The following is a 7,087-nucleotide window of genomic DNA, read 5'->3' as shown; positions in this document are numbered from 1 at the left end:
TGCATCGGAACCTTCGTGCTGGCCGAAGCGGGCCTGCTGGACGGCCAGCGCGCCACCACCACCTGGTGGCTGGCGCCGATGTTCCGCCAGCGCTATCCGCGCGTGCTGCTGGAGCAGTCGCGCATGGTCGTGCCTTCCGGGCGAGTCCTCACCGCGGGCGCGGCGCTGGGCCACATGGACCTGGCGCTGGCGCTGGTGCGCGCGGCCAGCCCGGAGCTGGCCGCGCTGACGGCGCGCTACCTGGTGGTGGATGCGCGCGCCTCGCAGTCGGCGTACACGATTCCCGACCACCTGGCGCACCGCGATCCGCTGGTGGAGCGCTTCGAGACCTGGGCGCGGCACCGCCTGGACCAGGGCTTCTCGCTCGGCGACGCGGCCAGCGCGCTCGCGACCAGCAAGCGCACGCTGGCGCGCCGCATGAACGACGTGCTGGGCAAGTCGCCGCTGTCGTACTTCCAGGACCTGCGGGTGGAACGTGCCGTGCACCTGCTGAAGACCAGCAGCGCGAACCTGGACCACATCGCGGAGCAGGTGGGCTACGCCGACGGCGTCACGCTCGGCACGCTGCTGCGCCGCCGCCTCGGCAAGGGGGTGCGCGAGATCCGTGGCGCGCGCGCCTGAAGGCCGCTATCCTGCACGGCAGAGCGGGAGCAACGATGAAAGTGCTGATGTTCTACGAACTGGCCGAAGGCGGCCTGGCGAAGGCGCCGGCCCACATCGCGAGCCACCAGGCGCGCCTGCGCGAATTCCACGGCCGGGGCGTGCTGCTGATGGCCGGCCCCTACGGCACGCCGCCGGTAGGCGCGCTGGGCGTCTTCACCTCGCGCGCCGCCGCCGAGGAATTCGCGCGCGACGACCCGTTCATGCTCAATGGCGTGGTGGGCAAGTGCACCATCCACGACTGGAACGAGGACCTGGCGTAGGAGGGCCGCCGACTTCAACATCCGGACGCAAAGGACGCAAAGGTTACGCAAAGGTTATGCAAAGGACGCAAAAGAACTTCCTTTCCATGGATTTCCTTTTGCGTCCCTTGCGCTCTTTCGCGTCCTTCCGGATGTCGGGGTGTTGCATTGAACGCCATTCGAGCACCTCGCGGACAATGGGCGAATGTCCCGTCCCCTGCGTCTTTCCGTCCTCGACCAGTCGGTCGCCTGCGCCGGCCGCGGCCAGGATGAATCCATCCGCCACACCGTCACCCTGGCCGAGCACTGCGAGCGTCTCGGCTACCAGCGCTTCTGGCTCAGCGAACACCACAGCCTGCCCAGCATCGTCGGCACCGCGCCCGAGGTGCTGATGGCCGCCATCGCGGCGCGCACCGAACGCATCCGCATCGGCAGCGCCGGTGTGATGCTGCCGCACTACGCGCCCTTCAAGGTCGCCGAGCAGTTCCGCGTGCTGGATGCGCTCGCCCCCGGCCGCATCGACCTCGGCGTCGGCCGCGCGCCCGGCACCGACTACCGCACCTCGCAGCTGCTCAACCCCGATCCGCGCGCGGCGGAGCGCTTCCCGCAGCAGGTGCGCGAGCTGCAGGCCTGGGTGAGCGGCGAGCCGCTGCCGGAAGGCCATGCCGGCCACGGCATCCAGGCCTACCCGCGGGCCGAGACCGCGCCGCAGGTGTGGATGCTGGGCAGCTCCGGCTACGGCGCCCAGCTCGCCGGGCACTTCGGCCTGCCGTACTCCTTCGCCCACTTCATCACCGACGGCGAGGGCTGCGCCGAGGCGCTCGAGCTGTACCGCCACACCTTCCAGCCGGGCGTGCTCGCCAGGCCGCAGGCGAACGTCTGCGTCTGGGCGCTGGCCGCCGATACCGAGGAGGAAGCGTGGCGCCTGTTCGCGAGCCGCGAGCGCGCCCGGGTCGACCGCCAGACCGGCCGCTTCGGCCCGCTGCTGCCGCCCGAGGAGGCCGTGCGTGCCTATGCGCCGGCCGAGGAGGCGTTCCGCCAGCAGATGCGCGGCCGCGCCATGGTGGGCAGCGCCGAACAGGTAGTGCAAAAGCTGCAGGCGCTGGCCGAGGCGCTCGCGATCGACGAGATCGTGGTGATCACCTGGACCTGGGATCCGCAGGCGCAGCGGCGCTCGTACGAGCTGCTGGCGCAGGCGGCGGCGCTGCAGCCGGCCTGACTAGAGCGCTTCGTCCTCGTCTTCGCCGAGGCCCAGCGTGCGGACGACGATGGCACGCATCTCCTCGCAGCTAGCCAGCTTGGAGATGGTGGGGAACTCGCCGAAGACGCCGGCGAGATCGGGCGCCTCCTCGGGCGAGACCAGGGCCGTGAGGTAGATCAGCGGGATGCGCGCCGTGCAAGGCTCCTGCGAGAGCGCGAAGGCGACCTCGTCGCCCTGCATGCCGGGCATGTGGATGTCGCACAGGATCACGCCCGGCTTTTCCTCGCAGGCGCAGGCCACGGCCTGGTGCGGCTCGGTGAGCCCCACCACCCGGAAGTCGCTCCCGAGGCGGCTGGCGATCGCCCAGGCGACCGCCTCGTCGTCGTCGATGACCAGCACGCAAGGCTTGGCTTTCTCGGGATCGGGCAGGGCGCGCAGATGCATGGCGGCAGAATCGGCGTTTGCTGTGATGATAGGCGCACCGCCGAGCTAAGCCAAACGCCGGCGGATCTTCCCGGTTCCCTTTCCAACGAGGAGACTGCATGTTCCCCACCACGATTGCAGGCAGCTTGCCCAAGCCGGGCTGGCTGGCCGAGACCCACAAGCTCTGGCCCCAGTGGCGCGCCGAGGGCGACGCACTGAGGCAGGCCAAGGCCGACGCCACCCTGCTGTGGATCAAGGCGCAGGAGGACGCCGGGCTGGACATCGTCACCGACGGCGAGCAGTCGCGCCAGCACTTCGTGCACGGCTTCCTCGAGCAGGTCGAAGGGATCGATTTCGCGCACAAGGTGGAGATGGGCATCCGCGCGGACCGCTACAAGGCCATGGTGCCGCAGGTGGTGGCGCCGCTGCGGCTGAAGGGCCGCGTGCATGCCTTCGAGGCGCGGCTCGCGCGCGCGCACACGCAGCGCCAGTTGAAGTTCACGCTGCCGGGGCCGATGACCATCGTCGACACGGTGGCCGACCGCTACTACGGCGACCGGGCGAAGATGGCGTTCGCCTTCGCCGAGCTCCTGAACCAGGAGGCGCGCGCGCTGCAGGCCGACGGCGTGGACATCATCCAGTTCGACGAGCCGGCCTTCAACGTCTACATGGCCGATGCGGCCGAGTGGGGCGTGAAGGCGCTGGAGCGCGCCGCCGAGGGCCTCACCTGCAAGACGGCCGTGCACATCTGCTACGGCTACGGCATCGATGCCAACGTGAAGTGGAAGAACTCGCTGGGCGAGGAATGGCGCCAGTACGAGCAGGTGTTTCCCGCGCTCGCGGCCAGCCGCATCGACCAGGTGAGCCTGGAGTGCTACCACTCGCACGTGCCGCCGGACCTGCTGGCGCTGCTGGCCGGCAAGGACGTGATGGTCGGCGTGATCGACATCGCGAGCGACGAGGTCGAAACGCCCGAGCAGGTGGCCGAGACGATCGGCCGCGCGCTGCAGTTCGTCGCGCGCGAGCGACTGTTTCCCTGCACCAACTGCGGGATGGCCCCGATGGACCGCACGGTGGCGCTGCGCAAGCTGGAAGCGCTGGCCAAGGGGGCGGCGCTGGCGCGCGAGCGCTACGGCAAGTAGCCACTCACCAGCTTGGTGTCGGACAAGGCCTCGCGCAGGCCCTCGCGATTTCCTACATTGCGTTTCCACCCTGCCCGGGTAGAAAACACAACCTTGGGACTCGGGAGTCGACGATGCATTCGTTTGCCAGGTCGGTCAGGCAGTTGGGCGCCATTGCCTGCGGGTGGGCGGCGCTCACGGCGTGGGCGCAGGTCCCCGCCGATTACCGCAACCTCACCGCCGGCGGCAGCCTGCGGCCCGGTGTGTACGGCCGCATCGAGGTGCGCGGCAACGCCGCCCCGCCGCCGGTGATCTACGCCGAGCCCGTGATCGCCAACGGCTCGCTCGAGCGGGTGCAGGCCCGGCCCGTGTACCTCTACGTGCCGCCGGGGCAGGTGCGCAAGTGGAAGCGCAACTGCGCCCGCTGGAAGGCCTGCGACGAGCCGGTGCTGTTCGTGCGCATGGACCGCAGCCCGAGCCGCTGGGGCAAGTGGAGCCAGCGCCGCGAGCAGCTCGCCGGCGAGCCGCCGAACCACCCGCACTGAACGGAACCGAATGCCATTGCACCCCTTGCCCGCGCCCGCAGCCGTGCCGGCGCGCGACGCGCGCGCGGCCCTGGCGGCGCGCTACGCGCAGGTGCGCGCGCACAGCCTGGCGCTGGCCGCGCCGCTATCGGCCGAAGACCAGTGCGTGCAGTCCATGCCCGATGCGAGCCCGACCAAATGGCACCTGGCGCACACCAGCTGGTTCTTCGAGGCCGTCGTGCTGGCGGCGCACGCGGACGGCTACCGGCCCTTCGATGCGCGCTGGGGCCATCTCTTCAACTCCTACTACGAATCGCTCGGCAGCCGCCATCCGCGGCCGCAGCGCGGGCTGCTCACGCGCCCCGCGCTCGCCGAGGTGCACGCCTACCGCGCGCACGTGGACGACGCGGTGCAGGCGCTGATCGCGTCGCTCGATGCAGCGCGCTGGAGTGCGGCCGAAGGACTGATCGAACTCGGGCTGCAGCACGAGCAGCAGCACCAGGAACTGATCCTCACCGACATCCTGCACGCGCTGTGGTGCAACCCGTTGCTGCCTGCTTACGCGGCGCAGGACGCACCGGCGCTGCGGCTGGCCCCACCGCCGCTGCGCTGGATCGAAGGGCCGGAAGGCACGGTCGCGATCGGGCACGCCGGTGCGGGCTTCGCGTTCGACAACGAGACGCCGCGCCATCGCCAGTGGCTGCAGCCTTACCGCATCGCGGACCGGCTGGTGAGTTGCGGCGAGTTCGCCGAGTTCGTCGCCGACGGCGGCTACCGCACGCCTTCGCTGTGGCTGTCCGACGGCTGGGCGCAGGTGCAGTCGCAGCAGTGGAGTGCGCCGCTGTACTGGATCGCCCCCGGCGATCCGCGCGCGCCCGCGGCGCAATGGCAGGTGTTCGGGCTGCAGGGCGTGCGCCCGCTCGACGCCGCCGCGCCGGTGACGCACCTGAGCTTCTACGAAGCCGCCGCCTATGCGGAGTGGGCCGGGGCGCGCCTGCCCACCGAGGCCGAATGGGAAGCCGCCGCGGCGCTGCCCGGCCTGCGCGACCTGCATGGCCACGCGTGGCAGTGGACCCGGTCCGCCTACGATCCCTATCCGGGCTACCGCCCGTGGTCGGGCGCGATCGGCGAATACAACGGCAAGTTCATGGTCGGACAGATCGTGCTGCGCGGCAGCAGCCTCGCCACGCCGCCCGGCCATGCGCGCGATTCCTATCGCAACTTCTTCCCGCCGGCGGCACGCTGGCAGTTCAGCGGCCTGCGGCTCGCGAAGGATGGCCATGAGCAATGAATTCGCGCGCGACCTCGCGCTGGCGCTGGCCGAGCGCCCGCATGCCATCGCCCCCAAGTACTTCTACGACGCCGAAGGCTCGCGCCTGTTCGACCGCATCTGCGAGCTGCGCGAGTACTACCCGACGCGCACCGAGCTCGCGATCCTGGAGCGCCACGCGGGGGAGATGGCGCGGCTGGCGGGGCCGGGCGCGGAGATCGTCGAGTTCGGCGCCGGCTCGCTGCGCAAGGTGCGGCTGCTGTTGCAGGCCTTCGAGGCGCCGGCGCGCTACCTGCCGATCGACATCTCGGGCGAGCACCTGCGCGACGCCGCAACGATCCTGCGGCGCGAATTCGCCGGGCTGGAAGTGCAGCCGGTGGTGGCCGACTACACCCGCGCGCTGCAGCTTCCGCCGGCCGGCGCGCGCCGGCGCATCGGCTTCTTCCCCGGCTCCACGATCGGCAACTTCACGCCCGGGGAGGCGCAGGCCTTCCTCGGCGCCGCGGCGGAGCTGCTGCGCGGCGGCGCGCTGCTGCTGGGCGTGGACCTGGTGAAGGACCCGCAGGTGCTGCATGCGGCCTACAACGATGCCGAAGGCGTGACGGCGGCCTTCAACCTCAACCTGCTGGCGCGCGCCAACCGCGAACTGGACGCCAACTTCCAGCTGCGCCAGTTCGCGCACTACGCGTTCTACAACGCGCCGCTGCAGCGCATCGAGATGCACCTGGTCAGCCGTGCGCGGCAGGCGGTCGCGCTGGCCGGGGGGCATTTCGTGCTGGAGGAGGGCGAGACCCTGCACACGGAAAACTCGTACAAGTTCACCATGACGGGTGTGCGGGCCCTGGCGCAGCGCGCGGGCTTCCGGCCCGGGCCGGTGTGGACCGACGCCGACGGCCTGTTCAGCGTGCACTGGCTGCACGCCCCCGCAAGGAGCGAGACATGAAAGCCACCTGGAACGGCGTGACCATCGCGGAGAGCGACGACACCGTCGTGGTCGAAGGCAACCACTACTTTCCCGCCAGCGCGCTCAAGCGCGAGTACGTCACCTTCAGCAACCACCACACCACCTGCCCCTGGAAGGGCGAGGCGAGCTACTACTCGCTGCTGGTGGACGGCGAACTGAACCCCGACGCGGTCTGGTACTACCCCGAGCCGAAGCCCGAGGCGCAGATGGTCAAGGACCGGGTGGCGTTCTGGAAGGGCGTGAAGGTCGAGGCCTGAACTCGTCGTCGCCGCGGAGGCGGGGACCCAGAGCGGACGCGCAGCGCCTGAATGCGGACGCACTCACCTCGCTTGCGAACACCGTACTGCATGCGCGCGAAACAAGTCCATCGCGCCTTGTGTGCCGCGCTGCGTTGGCGCCCCTCGGCCCGGCACAGGACGGATTTGTCCGCCTCCTCCATGTCCCCCGGCGCGGATGGGAACCGTTGCCCGTGATGACCGCGCGCCCGCGCCTCCTCCCTTACTTCCGGAGGCGGACAAACCCGTCCTGTGCCTGCAGTGTGGGAGGGACGGGCGATCGGTCCTCCACGAGCGCGTGACGCAGCGCTGCGCCGTGCGTGCGATGAAGCCTGAGATGGCCATTGCCGCGGGCGGTTCATCGCGCGCTGCAGGCCCGGAGGGGGTTTGTCCGGCTCCGGAGGGAA

9 protein-coding genes are annotated in these 7,087 nt (G+C 70.5%); 8 read left to right on the top strand and 1 reads right to left on the bottom strand.

Features of this window, described 5'->3' with window-relative positions; all coding sequences use genetic code 11:
* The 3 genes from VFM98_RS20430 to VFM98_RS20420 all read left to right on the top strand — a co-directional run.
* A partial coding sequence (locus VFM98_RS20430; RefSeq protein ID WP_325111731.1) for a GlxA family transcriptional regulator occupies positions 1-621 on the top strand: 621 nt, incomplete at its 5' end.
* Between the two features lie 35 nt (positions 622-656).
* Complete coding sequence (locus VFM98_RS20425) at positions 657-923, top strand: YciI family protein (protein ID WP_325111730.1); 267 nt, start codon at positions 657-659, stop codon at positions 921-923.
* A gap of 184 nt (positions 924-1,107) precedes the next feature.
* A complete protein-coding gene (locus VFM98_RS20420; RefSeq protein WP_325111729.1) occupies positions 1,108-2,121 on the top strand; it encodes an LLM class flavin-dependent oxidoreductase in 1,014 nt (337 codons plus the stop codon).
* Here VFM98_RS20420 and VFM98_RS20415 read toward each other — a convergent pair whose 3' ends face one another.
* Positions 2,122-2,547, bottom strand: a complete 426-nt coding sequence (locus tag VFM98_RS20415) for a response regulator (protein ID WP_325111728.1) — start codon at positions 2,545-2,547, stop codon at positions 2,122-2,124.
* Between the two features lie 98 nt (positions 2,548-2,645).
* On the opposite strand from VFM98_RS20415, the gene VFM98_RS20410 reads away from it, so the two are divergent.
* From VFM98_RS20410 to VFM98_RS20390, 5 genes are all read left to right on the top strand, one after another.
* A complete protein-coding gene (locus VFM98_RS20410) occupies positions 2,646-3,668 on the top strand; it encodes a methionine synthase (protein ID WP_325111727.1) in 1,023 nt (340 codons plus the stop codon).
* Between the two features lie 113 nt (positions 3,669-3,781).
* Complete coding sequence (locus tag VFM98_RS20405) at positions 3,782-4,192, top strand: hypothetical protein (RefSeq protein WP_325111726.1); 411 nt, start codon at positions 3,782-3,784, stop codon at positions 4,190-4,192.
* Between the two features lie 10 nt (positions 4,193-4,202).
* Positions 4,203-5,462: an ergothioneine biosynthesis protein EgtB gene (gene egtB, locus VFM98_RS20400; protein ID WP_414709056.1), complete on the top strand. Its 1,260-nt coding sequence runs from the start codon at positions 4,203-4,205 to the stop codon at positions 5,460-5,462.
* Complete coding sequence (gene egtD, locus VFM98_RS20395; protein WP_414709055.1) at positions 5,446-6,384, top strand: L-histidine N(alpha)-methyltransferase; 939 nt, start codon at positions 5,446-5,448, stop codon at positions 6,382-6,384. The genes egtB and egtD overlap by 17 nt, the downstream gene beginning before the upstream one ends.
* Complete coding sequence (locus VFM98_RS20390) at positions 6,381-6,662, top strand: DUF427 domain-containing protein (RefSeq protein ID WP_325111724.1); 282 nt, start codon at positions 6,381-6,383, stop codon at positions 6,660-6,662. Before egtD ends, VFM98_RS20390 begins: the two co-directional genes overlap by 4 nt.
* Positions 6,663-7,087 lie beyond the last annotated feature (425 nt).

Source organism: Ramlibacter sp. (genome assembly GCF_035706265.1).
Taxonomy (GTDB): domain Bacteria; phylum Pseudomonadota; class Gammaproteobacteria; order Burkholderiales; family Burkholderiaceae_C; genus Ramlibacter.
This window is presented reverse-complemented; position numbering and strand designations above follow the sequence as displayed.